Origin of the sequence: Acinetobacter sp. CIP 102637 (assembly GCF_000368425.1) — a bacterium.
Classification (GTDB): Bacteria; Pseudomonadota; Gammaproteobacteria; order Pseudomonadales; family Moraxellaceae; genus Acinetobacter; species Acinetobacter parvus.
The window spans coordinates 692,044-707,412 of record NZ_KB849435.1; the positions used below are offsets into that span (position 1 = coordinate 692,044).

Sequence of the window (15,369 nt, forward strand, 5' to 3'; positions counted from 1 at the left end):
TTGATATGGGAAATGCAAAATTCTAATGCTGGCTCAAGGCGTTTGATTTATAAACTATGGAGTATATACTGCGATTCAGTATGGTAATATCAAGACTATTCTTAGAAAAACTGGGTCGGATGATAAAATTCCCCAAAATATCAAATGAACTTTGGGGATTTTATTTATAAAATCGCTTTCAACCGCTTCACGACTTCTTCGCACTGTGCTAAATCAGCGACAAGCGCCATCCGCACATGGTTTTCACCTGGATTACCCTGTTCAGTATCACGGGATAGATAACGACCTGGCAATACCTTGATATGGGCTTTTTCCATCAACATTTTGGCAAAAGCTTCATCATTATCGACTTTAAGCCAGTAATAAAAACCTGCATCTGGTTTTTGTAATGGCAGTAAATGACCCAATTCAGACTGGAATAAATCAAATTTGGTACGGTATTGCTGGCGATTTTCTTCGACATGCGTTTCATCATTCCACGCTGCAATCGAAGCCAGTTGATGCTGTACAGGCATTGCCGCGCCGTGGTAGGTGCGATATTGCAAGTAAGGCTTTAACAATGCCGCATCACCAGCAACAAAACCTGAGCGCATTCCTGGCAAGTTTGAACGTTTAGACAATGAGTGGAACACGATACAGTTTTTATAGTCATCACGTCCCAATTCAGCACAAACTTCCAATAGCCCAATCGGTGCCTGATCAAACCACAGTTCTGAATAACATTCATCAGATGCAATCACAAAACCATATTGGTCAGAAAGCGCAATCAGCTTTTTAAACTGTTCTTTTGACAGTACTGTACCTGTTGGATTACCTGGGGTACACACGAATAATAACGCCGTTTTTTCCCAAACTTCGGCAGGCACGGCATCAAAATCGCCGAGATAGCCATTTTCTTCAGTGCAGTTGATAAAATAAGGTTTTGCACCTGCCAACAGCGCAGCACCTTCATAAATCTGGTAAAACGGGTTCGGCATCACGATATAAGGCGCATCTTCACGTTTAATCAATGCCTGAACAAAGGAGAAGATTCCTTCCCGTGTTCCAGAAACAGGCAAAATATGATCTTCTGCACTGATTTGGTTTAGTTTGAAACGATTGCTCAGCCATTGTGCAATACTTTGGCGCAGCTCAGGCAAGCCTTTACTGTTGGGGTAGGTTGATAAATGCCCAAAATTATCAATAATCGCTTGTTTAACGAACTCAGGTGCGGGGTGTTTGGGTTCACCAATTGACAGTGGAATCAACGGTAAATCGGCAGGTTGTAGTCCTTTAAAAAGCTGGTTTAACTTTTCAAAAGGATAAGGATGCAATAAAGATAAACTTGAGTTCATTGAAACAATTACCAAACTGTAGGGGCGTATTGCATACGCCCAATGTATTGATGAAAATTGGAATTACGATGGGTTAAGAACCTGATTTGACACTTCATCCAAAGCGGATTTTAGTGTTTCCGCAAAGGCCTTGACTTCTTCATCTGTAAGCAATACGCCATTTTTCTTGGTGACAAAGAAAATATCCTCGGCACGTTCACCCAATGTTGCAATTTTAGCAGAGTGAATGTCCAGACCTTGCAGCATAAACAGGGCACCAATTCGTGCCAGTAAGCCAGGTTGATCCAGTGTCGAGATTTCAACCATGTGTTGCTGTAAGGCTGGATTTAGCACAATATCAACCGTATTCTGCACATCAAAGTGACGGAGGTGGCGCGGAATACGGCGTTGCATAATACCTGGATATTGGTCTGAATGACTGAGAGCATCAACCAGAGCCGCTTTAACCTTACGTTCCCGATCAGGATCGGTGAGCAATGTGCCAAAACGGTCCAGCACCAAGTAAGTATCCAGACTAAATGCAGTGCTTGCGGTGATAATTCTGGCATCCTGAACATCAAGGTTCATACGGTCCAGCACCGCCACAGTGGTTGCGAACAGGTTAGGCTGGTCACGGGTATAAATAAAGATTTGAACCGCATCATCTGCGGCATTACGATGTGCGCGTAATAAAACCAAGGGCTCTGGATTATCGCCGTGCTGTAGAATCGCCTGAGTGTGCCATGCAATCTCGTTGGCAGACTCCTTGACAAAATATTCATCCCCCAGCTCTTGCCAGACTTTTTCTACTTCGGCGAGCGAGAAGTCATTGACCAGTAATTCACTGGCTGCAAACTTGGTGTCCTCAATCAGCATCTGGTAATCCACAGGGCGACCTAAACCTGAGCGAATCACGTCACGGGCATAGGTATAGAGCTGGCGCATCAGAGAAGCGCGCCATGTGTTCCAGAGTTTTGGATTGGTTGCGTTAATATCTGCAACGGTCAGTGTATACAGATAATCCAGATGCTCCATGTCACCAACTTTTTCAGCAAATTCCTTTACTTCGTCAGGATCGGAAATATCTTTTTTCTGGGCTGTGAGTGACATCAGGAGATGGTTGTTAATCAGCCAGGCCACCAGTTTGCATTCGCGCTCGGTAAAACCATGTGTGCGGCAGAACTTAATTGCATCAATTGCCCCAAGTTCGCTATGGTCACCGCCACGACCTTTGGCGATGTCATGGAAAATTGCCGCCATATACACAATGTCATGTCGTGCAATACGCTGGAACACTGAGCTGACCACAGGGAAATCCTTGGCAAATTCAGGCGCTTTAAAACGGCTGAGATTACGCAGCAATAACAGGGTATGTGCATCAACCGTATAAATATGGAACAGGTCGTATTGCATCAATCCCATAATCTGCCCGAAAGCAGGAATATAGTTGCCCAAAACGCCGTAACGTTTCATCGCCACCATCGTATTGTAGAGATGCGGTGAGCGAATGATTGACATAAACAACGCCTGATGTTCTGGGTTGTCGCGGAAACGCTGGTCAATCCGCTTGGCTGCAAGGACCAGCAGACGCAAGGTGCGGGCGCGAATACCTGTAATCTCAGGACGGTTTGCCAATAGATAGAATAATTCTAAAATCGCGCTCGGTTCTTCAGAGAAAACCTTATGGTGTTGTACGGCAAGTTTGCCATCCACAATTTTAAAGCGGTCATTAATTTCTACAATCTGGCGTTCATAGTCAGGCAAACGTGGGGTAATCACCGACTCATTGAAATAGGCAAGCAGCATTTCACTCAGGGTAGAAACCTGTTGGGCAGTGCGGTAATACCGTTTCATGAACTGTTCAACGGCAAAATTGACGTGTTGACCCTCTTCACGGACATAGCCAAACTTTGCTGCAATATCACGTTGATATTCAAACAATAAACGGTTTTCATCACGTTTTGCCAAGCGATGTAAATGGGTGCGGATTTCCCATAGAAAACTTTCCGCTTCTTCAAGTACAGCAAGCTCAAATTCAGTGATAAAACCTAAATGTACAAGGTCATAGATACGGTTGACACGGAAGTGGCGTTTTGCAATCCAGCCAATCTGGTTGATGTCACGAATACCGCCTGGCGCATTTTTAATGTCGGGTTCCAGATTGCTTTCAGTGTTGTTATGTTGGGCATAGCGCTTGGCTTGCTCAGCCATTTTCGCATCATAGAACGTTTTATCAGTCCAGGTTTGCGCCACAATACGGCGAGGCCACTTGGCAAGCTGTTCATTACCTGTGATTAGACGCGCTTCAATCAGGGTGGTGGCAACCGTCAGGTCATTGCTGGCTTGTTCAACGCAGTTTTGAATGGTACGGACACTGGTACCAGGCTTGAAGTTACCCACATCCCAAAGTGAGGAGATAAAGGCAGAAATCAGTTTCCCTTGTTCTTCGCTGATTTCATCCTCTGACAAAATCATGATGTCAGTATCAGAATAGGGAAGCATCTCATGGCGACCATAACCGCCTACAGCAAACAAACCCAACTCGGTCTGGTCTAAACCCGCATGATTCCAAAGAAAAATGAGTGCTTCATCAATGGAGTCTGATCGGGCACTAATCACATCACGAATCGGTTGCCCATTTTCATAACTCTCCTGTAATTGTTTTTCTACATCTGTACGCCATTGGTTAATGGCCTGAATATCATGAAGGCTGGTGACGTAGTTTAACAATGGAGATGTATTGATCATGAAAATGGGTCTACTCAATATAGGTTAAGCGTTGGTTTGTACACTCACTTGGTCTGCTGCCTGTTGTGCCAGCTCACGCGCAAGGTCTGTGGTTTCAGCACGTGCGGTTGCAACACCCATACGGCGGCGTTTAAAGCCCTCTGGTTTACCAAACAAGCGCAAGTCAGTGTTCGGGTTTGCCAAAGCAAGATTTAAGCCAGAGAAGCTCAGGTTGTTCGCATCCACACCTGCATAGATCACGGCACTTGCCGCAGTACTATGACGAGCGGTATTCACAGGCAAACCTAAAATCGCACGGGCATGCAGCTCAAATTCACTCTGGAACTGTGATGCCAGGGTCACAAGACCGGTGTCATGCGGGCGAGGTGAGACCTCACTGAACCAGACCTTATCGCCTTTAATAAATAACTCTACACCAAAAACACCACAGCCACCCAAAGCGGTTGTGACTTTATTTGCAATACGTTTTGCTTCCTGCAAGGCTGCTACTGTCATTGGTTGTGGCTGCCAGCTTTCAACATAGTCACCCGCATCCTGACGGTGTCCAATTGGATCGCAGTAATGGGTTTCGATTTCACCTGTTGCTGGATTTTTAGCACGTACGGTTAATAGGGTAATTTCAAAATCAAAATCAATTTGTGATTCAATGATCACTGTACCCTGATTGACACGACCACCTTGCATGGCATATTCCCAAGCTGCATCAACCTCATCAAAGTTCTTAACACGGGACTGACCCTTGCCAGAAGAGGACATGACAGGTTTAACAAAGTTTGGATAACCAATATCGTCACATGCTGCACGGAAGCTTTCCAATGTGCTGGCAAAGCGATAGGCGGAAGTGGGCAAGCCCAGTTCTTGCGCAGCTAAACGGCGAATGCCCTCACGGTTCATGGTGAGGTTGACGGCTTTTGCCGATGGAATCACCGTTGCAGTTTTGCGTTGCTCGATTTCAAGCAAAACCTCGGTCGCAATTGCCTCAATTTCAGGAACAATTAAATTCGGTTTAATTTTTTCAATCAGTTGTTTTAATTCAGTTGGATCTGCCATATTTAGAGTATAGGAATAATGGGCAACCTGCATGGCAGGTGCATGGTCATAACGGTCAGCCGCATGAACTTCCACACCCAGGCGTTGTAAAGAAATCACCACTTCTTTACCTAACTCTCCAGAACCTAACAGTAAAACCTTAAATGCAGAAGATTGAAGTGGAGTTCCAAGAGTAACGCTCATGCGAATAATCCTATCCTGATAAATTTGTGTTTAAGCATAGCAGAACTTGCTGCTGAATTAAGCTTAAATTGACACAAAAAATGGTTTTTGTTAGACAAAAATCCTGCCTTGTATCGTTTTCGCTTATTCAGATATTGACCTGATAGTTCAGTCCCAATTCATCCGCATTTTTACCTCGTATTCCCCAGTTGCATTTCGGTGTTTCAAAAATCGTGATTTCAATATCCTGAGCTGAAATGCCACATTGTTGTTGAATATTGGCAAAGATTGCCTGCACAAAACGATTTTTAGTTTCTATGCTTCGTCCCTCAAACATGGAAATTTCGATAATAATGTAGCTGTCACTATGGTTATCTGGATAGATAAAATCATCTTGCTCCAGGGCAATAAAACGCTGAAACTTCTTTTCCGCAGGATAGCTCAGGCTTTCAACCAAAGCCTGATGGATGGCCTGAGAAAGCTGATCTCTAAATTCATCTATTGTTTTGCGATGCGCATAGACTTTTATTTGTGACATGAGTGGTTTTTATCCATGATAAATAAGTAACAACGATTGAGAATTATTCCCAGATTGACTAGCATAATGCCGAAATGTTTGATTGGCGACTTGATATGTCTAATCCAAAAACTCGTGTGGCAGTAATTGTACTGTGTAGCACCTTTTTATTGACTGCATGTGGGCAGGGAGACAATCAACCTGAAAAAAAAGTTGAAATCAAACCTGCGCCAAAATTAAACAATGATGCAACCACTTATGCAAATGCGGCGTGGACATTGATTAATGAAATTGACCCAATTGTCTATAATAAACAAGTCTCTGAAATTGAGGAAAAAGTCAGAAAGCCTTTACGCCAGCTCAGCACGGATTGGCGGATCAATGTCAAAATGACCGACTCTGTGACAGAGGGTAAATATGCGCTGTGCCGCAAGGCGTTGACCAGTCTGGACACATGGGCGCGAGACGTAAAGGATAGTTCATCTAATTCTGCTCAGAAGCAGGCAAACTATGAGCGTGACAAAGCCCAATGTAAGGATGCAATTGATAATCCTGCACTGGGAAATACCTCTCCAAAATAAAATAAGCGGGAAGAAAAATCCCGCTTTGATGGTTAAAGTCATCAATCAATTAGATCTAGGAGGGTTTTGTTGCTTTATTGGCTTCCGACTTGATTGAATGTGTCACGGCATTGACCGCTTTATTTGTATTTAATGAGGCCTGCATGTTTTAGTGTTTGCTTAGTCTGGGCGGTTTCTTTTTTAACTTTTACAGGCTTTGTTGCATAAATATTTTGCAAGATACTGATTTTTAAGAGGTTTGTGAAAATTTTAATAAAAATAAATATAATAAAATCATAGTTTTGGGTATTTGTGCAACAAAGCTGCATTTCATCGGGAAGCTGCGTCTGATCTCTATCATTATTTAAATGAAAACCTACGTGATCATAAAAAATATCGTTACTCCTTTTTTCTGCTACATATTCCCACTATTTTTAAACAGAAAAATGCAAGGGCATATGTGACTAAACAATTGTTGAAATTGCTTACTCCTGAATGATCTAAAATCACTTTTTCCATTTTATCCAGATTTTGAACATTTATAGAGGGTTGGCTTGTTTGTCGCATACTCAACGTGAATAAAATTCACGAAGAATTAGATAAATATCAATCTGTGCAATCGCAAACTTCGTGCTACAATACGCACCAATCTTTAGCACGGCTTAAAAGCCCTAATTTATAGGACCCCCGCTAATGTTTGCCAATATCTCTATTGCTGAATTTGATCCGGAAATCGCTCAGGCAATTGCTTCTGAAGGCGAACGCCAAGAAGCGCACATTGAGTTAATTGCATCTGAAAACTATTGCTCTCCAGCAGTGATGGAAGCACAAGGATCAAAACTGACCAACAAATATGCAGAAGGCTATCCTGGCAAACGCTACTATGGCGGTTGTGAATATGTTGATGTCGTAGAACAGCTTGCCATTGACCGTGCCAAAGCATTGTTTGGTGCAGATTATGCAAACGTTCAGCCACATGCGGGTTCTCAAGCCAACTCTGCTGTTTACCTGGCGCTACTTAACCCAGGCGATACCGTTTTGGGTATGAGCCTGGCGCACGGTGGTCACTTGACTCACGGTGCGAAAGTCAGCTTCTCTGGTAAAACCTATAATGCAATCCAGTATGGTTTAAACCCAGAAACTGGCGAAATTGATTATGAAGAAGTTGAGCGTTTAGCTTTAGAACATAAACCACGCATGATCGTTGCAGGTTTCTCTGCTTATAGCCGTGTGGTGGATTGGCAACGTTTCCGTGATATCGCAGACCAAGTAGGTGCTTACCTGTTTGTTGATATGGCCCATGTTGCTGGTTTGGTTGCTGCGGGTGTTTATCCTAACCCAGTTCAAATTGCAGACGTTACGACCACTACGACACACAAAACACTGCGTGGCCCACGTTCTGGTTTAATCCTTGCCAAAGCAAACGAAGAAATCGAGAAAAAACTTCAATCTGCTGTTTTTCCTGGTAATCAGGGTGGTCCTTTGATGCATGCGATTGCAGCGAAAGCAATTTGCTTTAAAGAAGCCATGTCTGATGATTTCAAGTCTTACCAGCAACAAGTTGTGAAGAATGCTCAGGCAATGGCAGACGTGTTTATCTCTCGTGGTTATGATGTGGTTTCAGGCGGTACAGACAACCATCTATTCTTATTGTCTTTGATCAAGCAAGAAGATGTGACAGGTAAAGATGCCGATGCATGGTTAGGTGCTGCACATATTACAGTTAATAAAAATGCCGTGCCAAACGATCCACGTTCTCCATTTGTGACTTCTGGTATCCGTATTGGTACGCCAGCGGTGACGACTCGTGGTTTTGGTGAAGCAGAAGTGCGTGATCTTGCGGCTTGGATCGCTGACATTATCGACAGTAAAGGTAATGAACAAGTCATTGCTGATGTAAAAGCTAAAGTTGAAGCGGTTTGTGCTAAATTCCCAGTTTATGCAAACTAATTCATTTTGATAAAAAAGCGCCGTCAGGCGCTTTTTTAAAATTTGAAATAAACTAAAAATCTGCAATCTTTGATAAAGATTATAATTTGGTAGGGTATACAAACCACTTTCCATTAGACGAAAATTTTATAAGTAAAACAACTGGCTACTTACTCCTTGTTGATGAGTTCAAGTTTGTGAATAGTTATATGTGAGCCGAGTAAAGATTTTTTAGAACTTAAAACCAGTATAAAGGGCTGTAAAGGAGCGTTATTGAAGTTGGTTGAATACATCAAGACCAAATGCTTTTAGAAATTTTAATCGTAAAAAAGCGCCCAAAGGCGCTTTTCTAAAATATCAGTGATGACGATGCTTTCTTTTTTTCTTGTATTTTTTAGACTGGTAATTGTCATAGTCGCGGTCCTGACCGACTTTACGACCCAAAGCTGCACCACCTGCGGCACCCGCAGCGGCACCAATATAACCGCCTGTTGTACCACCTACATTCTTACCAACGGTATAACCGCCCACGCCACCTAAACCACCACCAATTGCAGCTTCAGTACGGGTATTTTTACCACTTGCAGCCGCTGCACCACCAGCACCGCCAAGTGCGGAACCAATCATGGCACCATTGTTGCCACCGATCTCCTTACCAATTGCAGTGCCCACCACACTTCCCAGGGCAGATGTGGCAGCAACACGAGTTGCATTATCAGCGTGTGCTGTAGTCACCAAAGTTGAGCTGGCTAAAATCGCACCCAATAACCAAATATTCGCTTTCATTTTGACTCCATGTTCCTATTAATAGGACATCTTTTGTAATGGAGGGAAATGTAACAAAGTTTGAGGGGAAAATTGTGGAGATGGCTGCCTGAATTATTACGTTTTGGTGTCTGGATTGTAGCGTTTTGTTTTGGTGAATAAATTTAAAAGAGAAATAATGATGATAAAGCATATGGATAGTAAGCATCATCGCGAAATAGGGAAGCTCTCGGGCTGAACTTCCTTAAGCTAAATTTAATCTTGTTGATGATCTTGCTGTGGGGAATCCTCCAGTTTCAACTGGCGGGGATTCAACTCATTTTGCAGGCGTAGGTAATTTAGGTCACGAATATTCTTTTGTGTTGCAACAACCCCAAACAGGCTTAGCAGGAATGACATAATATAAAAACCTTTTTCACTCATGGTGATGTCAGCATTCCATAGGCTGATCAATAACAGCACGATACAGACTGCCATGGATACCCAGCACAGACCATAGTAAATTGTGGTAACAGCAATTTCCTCCAATTGATCACGAATGGTTTTCTGCAATGAGGCGGCAGAAAATAAACCGTAGAGTAAAATGACCAGATAGTAGCCTTTTTCATGCAAGGGCATATTGGCATTCCATAGCCCAATCATGAATCCGACCGCCCCAGCAAGTAAAGCAACCCAGCTTGCCGCAATAAATGCGGAGGTTGGACGATTAATAAAATTATTCATACATATTATCCTGTTGTTTTATCTTTCTATTTGTCCCTGATTATTTATATCGGAGCACAAATCCAAGAACAAGTGTCCACAACCAAAACTGAACAATTTATGATGAAATGAGGGCGAATGGGTAAGTTGACCCGTTTCTCTATGTCTTTTAAGCCCCAGAATCTGTACACTATGCACAATTTTTTAATGTTAATTGTGCGGTATATGTTCTGTCTGCACAAATTTGAATTTTGAGATATTTCGCCCATGAAAGCATCACTCCGTTTAAGACTGGATCAACTTTGTGATCGTCATGAAGAGCTGACTGCATTACTCGCTGATGTAGAAGTGATTTCGGACAATAAACGTTTTCGTAAACTGTCCCGTGAACATAATGACTTAACTGAAATCACCGAGGTTTGGGGTAAATATCGTCAAGCTGAGGAAGATATTGAAACAGCTGAGATGATGAAATCTGATCCAGATTTCAAGGACATGGCAGAAGAAGAAATCAAGGCCAATAAAGAGCTTTTGGTGGAACTGGAAGATCAACTGAATGTGTTGATGATTCCAAAAGATCCGAATGATGCCAATGCGGCCTATCTGGAAATTCGTGCGGGAACAGGCGGTGATGAGGCTGCAATTTTTTCAGGTGACCTGTTCCGTATGTATAGCAAATATGCCGAGAATCAAGGCTGGCGTATCGAAGTGCTTTCTGAAAATGAAGGTGAGCATGGCGGTTATAAGGAAGTGATCTGCCGTGTCGATGGCGAGGGTGTCTATGGTCGCCTGAAATTTGAAAGTGGCGCACACCGTGTACAGCGTGTACCTGCAACCGAATCACAAGGTCGTGTGCATACCTCCGCATGCACGGTTGCCATTCTGCCAGAAGTTGATGTCGATACCACAGTGGAAATCAATCCAGCCGATTTACGTATTGATACCTACCGTGCATCAGGTGCGGGTGGTCAGCACATTAACAAAACCGATTCTGCGGTGCGTATTACTCACATTCCATCAGGTGTGGTGGTGGAATGTCAAGAAGAACGTTCCCAGCATAAGAACAAAGCCAAAGCGATGGCGTTGTTAGTATCACGTCTGGAAAATGCAAAACGTGCAGCGGCTGATGCGGCAACTTCTGAAATGCGTCGTGATCTGGTGGGTTCAGGTGACCGTTCTGAGCGTATCCGTACCTACAACTATCCACAAGGACGGATGACCGATCACCGTATTAACCTGACTTTATATAAGCTGGATGCAATTATGGAAGGCGATTTAACTGAATTGCTGGATAGCCTGCATCGTGAATATCAGGCAGATCAGTTGGCAATGCTGGCACAGGAAAATGGTGGCTAATGAATATTGCTCAGGCTTTAGAGATGAAAGGCGAAATTGATAGCTATGAACGTCAGGAAGCTGCCTGGCTACTTGAGCATATTATAGGTGTCAGTATTTTAGAGCTTAAATTTAGGCTTGAGCAGGAATTGACAGAAATTCAGCAGCAAACTTATTTGGATGGGCTGGTCCGAATTGAACAGGGTGAGCCTTTGGCCTATGTCACAGGCTCGCAACCATTCTGGACGCTGGATTTAAAGGTGACCCATGACACTTTGGTGCCACGTCCTGATACCGAAATTTTGGTGGAAACGGTTTTAAATCTTCCGCTTGCTCAAGATGCCAATATTGTTGATCTAGGCACGGGCACAGGCGCGATTGCATTGGCGCTTGCCAGTGAGCGTCCAAAGTGGCAAGTGATTGCAACTGATATTTATCAGCCAACGCTGGATGTTGCCAAAGAAAATGCCTTAAAGCATGGCTTAACTCAGGTTAAGTTTGCCTGCGGTGCTTGGTTTGAGGCTTTAGATCAACAAAGCTTTGATCTGATTGTCTCTAATCCACCGTATATTGATCCTGATGATCTCCACATGCAAAAGCTGAAATCTGAGCCTGAACGGGCGTTGATTGCAGCCAATCATGGTTTGGCGGATATTGAAACGATTATGCGTCAAGGCAAAGACTGGTTAAAACCACACGGCTGGATTGTGCTTGAACATGGTTATGATCAAGGTCAGGCGGTGTGTGACATCTTTGAGCAGTACGGTTTTAACCAAATCCAGACCATCAAGGATTATGGTGGCAATGATCGGGTGAGCTTGGGACAGAAGCTAGATTAAATAAGAATCGCCAAAAACGACATGTATTGTGCGATATTAAGATATTGCATTTGTGATCATAATAATTATGCTAAGTGCCGAACATTTATAATTTTTATGTAAACAGGAATATTCCAATGAAAATTCAGGGAAAACACTTTGTTATTACAGGTGGTGGTTCTGGTTTGGGAGCTGCAACCGCAGAATATCTGGTGGAAAAAGGCGCATCAGTTACGCTGGTTGATATGAATGTTGAGGCAGGCGAACAACAGGCACAGGCATTGGGTGAAAAGGCTGAGTTTGTAAAGCTGGATGTGACTGATGAACAGGCGGCGGAACAATTCTTTCAAGATGTCATTGCCAAGCATGGCAGTTTACATGGCTTGGTCAACTGTGCAGGCATTGGCCCATCTGCAAAAGTGCTGGGCAAAGAAGGTGTACATGATTTGGTAATGTTCTCCAAAACCTTGCAGATCAACGTGACTGGTACATTTAATATGCTACGCTTTGCTGCTGAGGCCATGAGTAAGAATACAGTTGAAGCAGACGATGAAGATCGTGGCGTGATTGTCAATACGGCTTCAGTTGCAGCTTTTGATGGTCAGATTGGTCAGGCTGCCTATTCAGCTTCAAAAGGTGCGGTGGTTGCCATGACCTTGCCGATTTCCCGTGAATTGGCGCGCCATGCGATTCGTGTCATGGTCATTGCACCTGGCATTATGGAAACGCCAATGCTGAAAGGCTTGCCACAAAATGTACAGGATGCTTTGGGGCAAATGGTGCCTTATCCATCACGTTTGGGTCGTCCTGAAGAATTTGCGCGTTTAGTTGCACACATTGCTGAAAATTCATATCTGAATGGTGAAGTGATTCGTCTGGATGGTGCAATTCGTATGGCTGCTAAATAAGATTTAAGATTGTGAAAAGTAGAAAAGCGATGGAATAAACCATCGCTAGTTGATGCACCATATCAATTTGATCGAAACAGGCAACTTGTAAGGCAAAATAACCACTTTGCTCAACCAGTTGCCTTGTCTTGGTACTTTTATCCAGTACAACCGTAACTTTGGCAGGTGTTATTTCCAGTGCACAGGCCCATGCCGCTGCCATTACATCCTGATCTTCGCCGTGCTGGGCAGAAACGAGTACAGTGGGGCCATGATTTAGCAATCGATAGGCTTTCGGAAGTTCAACGGGTATGATTTCTGGGACACTCAAATGGTTAAGCTATTCTATTTGTCAAAATAAAATTTATTACTTTCCTCAAAACATACATCCACTTAAAATCAGCAACATGATTGAGCTATACAGAAGCAAGCCACGTGTCACAACATCCAGAAAATGAATTTGAACTCAGTAATGATGAAATGCATCTCTACAGTCGACAAATTTTATTGGAGGGTTGGGATATCGAGGCGCAAGAAAAACTCAAGCTTGCCAATGTGCTGATGATTGGCGCTGGTGGAATCGGCTGTACCAGTGCGGAACTGCTGGCGCGGGCAGGTGTGGGTAAAATTACCATTATTGATGCGGATACCATCGAAATCAGCAATTTGCAAAGACAGATCGCATTTACTTCAAATGATTTAGGTCATTATAAGGCAGAAGTCTTAGCCAAACATCTTCAAAAAATTAATCCTCATATACAGGTGAACTATCAAAATAGTCGTTTTGATCAAAGCAATGCTGATGAATTGGTACGGCACCAAGATGTCGTTCTAGATGGTTGTGATAACTTTAGCACCCGATATTTAGTTAATGCGCTGTGCAAAAAACATCAAGTTCCCTTGATTAGTGCTTCGGCCATTGGCTTTGAGGGACAATTATTTATGGTTGAATCAGATTCAGCATGTTATGAGTGCCTGTTCCCAAAAGAGCAACATGCCAATGAAAATCTACGCTGTGCAGACTCTGGTGTTTTGGCAACAACACCTGTCACAATTGCAGCATTACAGGCTCATCACGCATTACTGTTTTTAGGGCTTGGTTTAACGCCACTCAGGCAAAAATTATTACTTTGGAATGGTTTAAACCTTTCCCAACGCATTTTACAGTTTGAAAAAGATGAAAATTGTCCGATTTGTCAGGCAACTTGATCAGTAAATTAAGCAAAATTTGCTAAACTAACGCCATCTATGAGGCACTGAAAGATTATGAAAAGAAATATTTTATTTGATGGACTGCGTTCCATTGGGCGTATAGGTGAAACTGTGATTGTTGCGGCACAGGCAGGTGTCAAATATGCAACAGAAAAACCAAGCAATGCTAAATTGATGCGTGAAACTTTTGAATCATTGGGTTCAACTTACATTAAGCTAGGACAATTTATTGCCAGTACCCCATCTTTATTTCCTCGTGAATATGTTGAGGAATTTCAAGGCTGCCTAGACCAGACGCCAACCTTACCTTTCAGCTATATTCAGGGCGTATTGAATGAGGAGTTTGAGGGCAGGAACCTCAATGAAATTTTTAGTTTTATTGATGAAAAACCATTGGCTTCTGCATCAATCGCGCAGGTGCATGCCGCAAAATTGGTTACAGGCGAAGATGTGGTAATTAAAGTCCAAAAGCCTGGTGTGGAAACCATTCTATATACCGATTTAAATGTGGTGCATTGGGCAACCAAGCTGCTGGAACGTGCTGTACCTAAAATCAAGTTCGCATCACTTTCCGAGATTGTTGATGAAATCAAGGTCCGTATGGTACGGGAAGTGGACTTTATTGAAGAGGCGCAAAATCTGGATGATTTCATTCAATATCTGAATGTTTCGGGTAATCAGGCTGCCACAGCACCAAAGGTTTACCATCAGTTTTCGACTCGCCGTGTGTTAACCATGCAACGTCTTTATGGTGTGTCATTAACTGACTTTGATGTGGTAAAAAAATACGCAAAAGACCCAACCCAAGTGCTGATTACCGCGATGAATACATGGTTTGGAAGTTTAATGCTGTGCAAGAGCTTTCATGCCGATTTACATGCTGGAAACCTGATGTTGCTTGAAGATGGCCGCATTGGCTTTATTGACTTCGGTATTGTAGGTCAGTTAAACCCAGAGGTCTGGAGTGCATGTATGGCATTTATGGACGCGCTACAACATACCAACTATACGGCAATGGCTGAAAACATGCTGAAAATGGGCATGACTCATCAAAAAATTGACACTCAGGTACTTGCAGATGACTTGGAGCGTCTGTTTAGTGGTGTGCTCTTGGCCGATCCTCAGGAAATTCTAAGCTCTAATCCAGCAGACCTTAATGACATCATGATGGATATGATTGGCGTAGGTGAGCGTCACGGTATCAAGTTTCCGCGTGACTTCGCCTTGTTATTCAAGCAAATGTTATATTTTGATCGTTTCATGCGTGTTCTCGCACCATATACCGATATTTATGCTGACCAGCGTTTGAAAATGGTTCACAATATTGAATCTGCTTCATTGTTAAAGCATTAATCTTATTTATCGGTTTAT

13 protein-coding genes and 1 pseudogene are annotated in these 15,369 nt (G+C 43.1%); 7 read left to right on the plus strand and 7 right to left on the minus strand.

From position 1 onward, the window contains the following. Positions 1–164: 164 nt before the first annotated feature. From dapC to F967_RS06355, 4 genes are all read right to left on the minus strand, one after another. Positions 165–1,334 (minus strand): succinyldiaminopimelate transaminase, encoded by a 1,170-nt coding sequence (gene dapC, locus F967_RS06340; RefSeq protein WP_004798905.1) that lies wholly within the window; start codon positions 1,332–1,334, stop codon positions 165–167. A 63-nt stretch (positions 1,335–1,397) separates the two neighbouring features. Further along, positions 1,398–4,061, minus strand: a complete 2,664-nt coding sequence (gene glnD / locus F967_RS06345) for a [protein-PII] uridylyltransferase (protein WP_004758185.1) — start codon at positions 4,059–4,061, stop codon at positions 1,398–1,400. A 24-nt stretch (positions 4,062–4,085) separates the two neighbouring features. Beyond that, positions 4,086–5,303, minus strand: coding sequence for a formate-dependent phosphoribosylglycinamide formyltransferase (gene purT, locus F967_RS06350; protein ID WP_171063090.1), 1,218 nt, complete (start codon positions 5,301–5,303; stop codon positions 4,086–4,088). 118 nt (positions 5,304–5,421) lie between these two features. Continuing rightward, a complete protein-coding gene (locus tag F967_RS06355) occupies positions 5,422–5,811 on the minus strand; it encodes a tautomerase family protein (RefSeq protein WP_004798910.1) in 390 nt (129 codons plus the stop codon). Between the two features lie 95 nt (positions 5,812–5,906). Here F967_RS06355 and F967_RS06360 point away from each other — a divergent pair, with 95 nt between their 5' ends. After that, the gene (locus F967_RS06360; RefSeq protein ID WP_034431208.1) at positions 5,907–6,371 is read left to right on the plus strand and encodes a hypothetical protein; all 465 of its coding nucleotides are present in this window, start codon (positions 5,907–5,909) and stop codon (positions 6,369–6,371) included. A 672-nt stretch (positions 6,372–7,043) separates the two neighbouring features. After that, on the plus strand, positions 7,044–8,300 hold the full coding sequence (gene glyA / locus F967_RS06370) for a serine hydroxymethyltransferase (RefSeq protein ID WP_004798913.1): 1,257 nt from the start codon (positions 7,044–7,046) through the stop codon (positions 8,298–8,300). Between the two features lie 336 nt (positions 8,301–8,636). Here glyA and F967_RS06375 read toward each other — a convergent pair whose 3' ends face one another. Both F967_RS06375 and yiaA read right to left on the minus strand, forming a co-directional pair. Further along, a complete protein-coding gene (locus F967_RS06375; RefSeq protein ID WP_004677704.1) occupies positions 8,637–9,065 on the minus strand; it encodes a hypothetical protein in 429 nt (142 codons plus the stop codon). A gap of 234 nt (positions 9,066–9,299) precedes the next feature. Beyond that, positions 9,300–9,767, minus strand: coding sequence for an inner membrane protein YiaA (gene yiaA / locus F967_RS06380; RefSeq protein ID WP_004680862.1), 468 nt, complete (start codon positions 9,765–9,767; stop codon positions 9,300–9,302). 246 nt (positions 9,768–10,013) lie between these two features. Here yiaA and prfA point away from each other — a divergent pair, with 246 nt between their 5' ends. The 3 genes from prfA (at position 10,014) to F967_RS06395 (ending at position 12,807) form a co-directional block, all read left to right on the plus strand. After that, positions 10,014–11,102, plus strand: a complete 1,089-nt coding sequence (gene prfA / locus F967_RS06385; RefSeq protein WP_004677700.1) for a peptide chain release factor 1 — start codon at positions 10,014–10,016, stop codon at positions 11,100–11,102. Further along, entirely contained in the window at positions 11,102–11,920 is an 819-nt protein-coding gene (prmC, locus tag F967_RS06390) for a peptide chain release factor N(5)-glutamine methyltransferase (RefSeq protein ID WP_004798915.1), read from the plus strand. Before prfA ends, prmC begins: the two co-directional genes overlap by 1 nt. A gap of 116 nt (positions 11,921–12,036) precedes the next feature. Further along, positions 12,037–12,807, plus strand: a complete 771-nt coding sequence (locus F967_RS06395; protein WP_004798917.1) for a 3-hydroxyacyl-CoA dehydrogenase — start codon at positions 12,037–12,039, stop codon at positions 12,805–12,807. Positions 12,808–12,844: 37 nt separating this feature from the next. Here the strand turns inward: F967_RS06395 and F967_RS13690 are convergent. Further along, positions 12,845–13,117: pseudogene (locus tag F967_RS13690) on the minus strand (flavin reductase family protein); the annotation flags it as partial. 149 nt (positions 13,118–13,266) lie between these two features. On the opposite strand from F967_RS13690, the gene F967_RS06405 reads away from it, so the two are divergent. Both F967_RS06405 and F967_RS06410 read left to right on the plus strand, forming a co-directional pair. Continuing rightward, positions 13,267–13,995 (plus strand): HesA/MoeB/ThiF family protein, encoded by a 729-nt coding sequence (locus F967_RS06405; RefSeq protein ID WP_416201998.1) that lies wholly within the window; start codon positions 13,267–13,269, stop codon positions 13,993–13,995. Between the two features lie 57 nt (positions 13,996–14,052). Continuing rightward, positions 14,053–15,351 carry an ABC1 kinase family protein gene (locus F967_RS06410; protein ID WP_004680857.1) on the plus strand — a complete coding sequence of 433 codons (1,299 nt, stop codon included), beginning with the start codon at positions 14,053–14,055 and terminating at the stop codon, positions 15,349–15,351. Positions 15,352–15,369: the final 18 nt, after the last annotated feature.

Excerpts from the sequence above, each read along its gene's own strand:
- F967_RS06360 (WP_034431208.1), top strand. The coding sequence starts at position 5,907 with ATGTCTAATCCAAAAACTCGTGTGGCAGTAATTGTACTGTGTAGCACC.
- F967_RS06405 (WP_416201998.1), top strand. The coding sequence starts at position 13,267 with ATGCATCTCTACAGTCGACAAATTTTATTGGAGGGTTGGGATATCGAG.
- F967_RS06375 (WP_004677704.1), bottom strand. The coding sequence starts at position 9,065 with ATGAAAGCGAATATTTGGTTATTGGGTGCGATTTTAGCCAGCTCAACT.
- glyA (WP_004798913.1), top strand. The coding sequence starts at position 7,044 with ATGTTTGCCAATATCTCTATTGCTGAATTTGATCCGGAAATCGCTCAG.
- dapC (WP_004798905.1), bottom strand. The coding sequence starts at position 1,334 with ATGAACTCAAGTTTATCTTTATTGCATCCTTATCCTTTTGAAAAGTTA.
- F967_RS06410 (WP_004680857.1), top strand. The coding sequence starts at position 14,053 with ATGAAAAGAAATATTTTATTTGATGGACTGCGTTCCATTGGGCGTATA.
- glnD (WP_004758185.1), bottom strand. The coding sequence starts at position 4,061 with ATGATCAATACATCTCCATTGTTAAACTACGTCACCAGCCTTCATGAT.
- F967_RS06355 (WP_004798910.1), bottom strand. The coding sequence starts at position 5,811 with ATGTCACAAATAAAAGTCTATGCGCATCGCAAAACAATAGATGAATTT.
- yiaA (WP_004680862.1), bottom strand. The coding sequence starts at position 9,767 with ATGAATAATTTTATTAATCGTCCAACCTCCGCATTTATTGCGGCAAGC.
- prmC (WP_004798915.1), top strand. The coding sequence starts at position 11,102 with ATGAATATTGCTCAGGCTTTAGAGATGAAAGGCGAAATTGATAGCTAT.
- F967_RS06395 (WP_004798917.1), top strand. The coding sequence starts at position 12,037 with ATGAAAATTCAGGGAAAACACTTTGTTATTACAGGTGGTGGTTCTGGT.
- prfA (WP_004677700.1), top strand. The coding sequence starts at position 10,014 with ATGAAAGCATCACTCCGTTTAAGACTGGATCAACTTTGTGATCGTCAT.